Annotated in this window: 2 protein-coding genes; one reads left to right on the plus strand and one right to left on the minus strand. The window is 63.5% G+C overall.

What is annotated here, in order from left to right; all coding sequences use genetic code 11:
• On the plus strand, positions 1-787 hold a 787-nt coding region (locus AC1DT3_RS20460), incomplete at its 5' end, for a methylmalonyl-CoA mutase family protein (RefSeq protein WP_477467042.1).
• A gap of 13 nt (positions 788-800) precedes the next feature.
• Here AC1DT3_RS20460 and AC1DT3_RS20465 read toward each other — a convergent pair.
• Positions 801-1,427, minus strand: coding sequence for a LysE family translocator (locus AC1DT3_RS20465; RefSeq protein WP_477467043.1), 627 nt, complete (start codon positions 1,425-1,427; stop codon positions 801-803).
• Positions 1,428-1,627: the final 200 nt, after the last annotated feature.

Consider the following 1,627-nt stretch of genomic DNA (forward strand, 5'->3'; position numbering starts at 1 on the left):
CAAGCCGAGCGAAGAAGCGTCCATCGACATCCTCAAGGTCGACAATGCGGCCGTGCGGGCGCGGCAGATCGAAAAGCTCCAGCGCCTGCGCGCGGAACGCGATCAATCCGATGTCACGGCGGCGCTCGATGCGCTGTCCCATGGCGCGGAGACGGGTCAAGGCAACCTCCTTGATCTCGCCGTGAAGGCTGCACGCGCCAAGGCGACTGTCGGTGAAATTTCGGCCGCGCTGGAAAAGGTCTGGGGCCGGCACGTCGCTTCCATCAAGGCGATATCGGGTGTCTATAAACGGGAGATGGGCATGGCCTCGCCGATCGTCGCGCACGTGTTGCAACTGGTCGAAGAATTCGAGCGCAACGATGGCCGGCGGCCACGCATTCTCGTCGCCAAGATGGGACAAGACGGACACGATCGCGGTCAGAAGGTGATCGCTTCCGCCTTCGCCGATCTCGGCTTCGATGTCGATATCGGCCCCTTGTTCGCCACCCCCTCGGAGGCCGCACGGCAGGCGATCGAAAACGATGTCCACATCGTCGGCGTGTCGTCGCTCGCCGCCGGACACCTGACCCTCGTGCCGGAACTCAAGGCTGCRCTGATCGCGAATGGGCGCGACGACATCATGATCGTCGTCGGCGGCGTCGTCCCGCCGCAGGATTTCGAAGCTCTCTATGAGGCCGGAGCCTCGGCGATCTTTCCACCGGGAACCGTGATCGCGGATGCCGCCGTGGGGCTGATCGGCGACCTCAACCGCAGGCTGGGATATACGTCGAAGGTYGCAGCCGAGTAACGGGACGTCCCGACTAGGAGTGACCGGCCCGCAATCCCACCGACGCGACGCCCGCGCCGATCAGCAGGCTCCCGCCTACGCGGTTGACGATTCTGATCGTGCGCTCGTTTCGCACGGCGCTTCGCGCGCGGGAGGCCACGAGCGCGTAKCCAATGACGTTCACGAAGGCGAGCGTCAGGAACGTCACCGCGAAAATGCTCACCTGCGGCAGAAACGGCGCTTTCGGATCGAGAAACTGCGGCAGGAAGGCGACGAAGAACGTCAGCCCCTTCGGGTTGAGAGCGGTCACGAGCCAGGCATGGCCGAGCATCTTCATCGCTGAAGCCGCGTCCGTGCGCGGCTTGGYGTCGAGCGAACCGCCGGCTCGCCAAAGTTTGATGCCGAGCCAGACCAGATACGCCGCGCCGAGCCATTTCAGAAGCGTGAAGATCGTCGCCGAGGTGGCAAGGAGCGCACCGAGACCGAGGAGCGAGAAACTCATGGCGGTGAAATCGCCGAGCGCCACGCCGACGGCCATCGGCAACGCCGTACGCCATCCCTGCCCGAGGGCGTAAGACACGACGAGCAGGATCGTCGGCCCGGGAATGACCAGGAGAACCGCGGAAGCGGCGGTGAAGGCGAGCCAAGTCTCGATCGTCATGGTCTTCTCTCGATCGTCATCCAGAACGGGAGCCATTCAGCCATACGTTCTGGAGCATGTCGAGACGGGATCAATTGCCTCGGTCGATGRCTCGCTTGATCACCTGCTGAACATCGGGATTGGAGAGGAACAGATCGTGATTGATGATGCCGCCGCCGAAATCCGAAGCATCGGCAACACGCACGCCGAGCGATTCCAAC

The sequence above is a fragment of the Microvirga sp. P4_G7 genome (genome assembly GCF_056401005.1).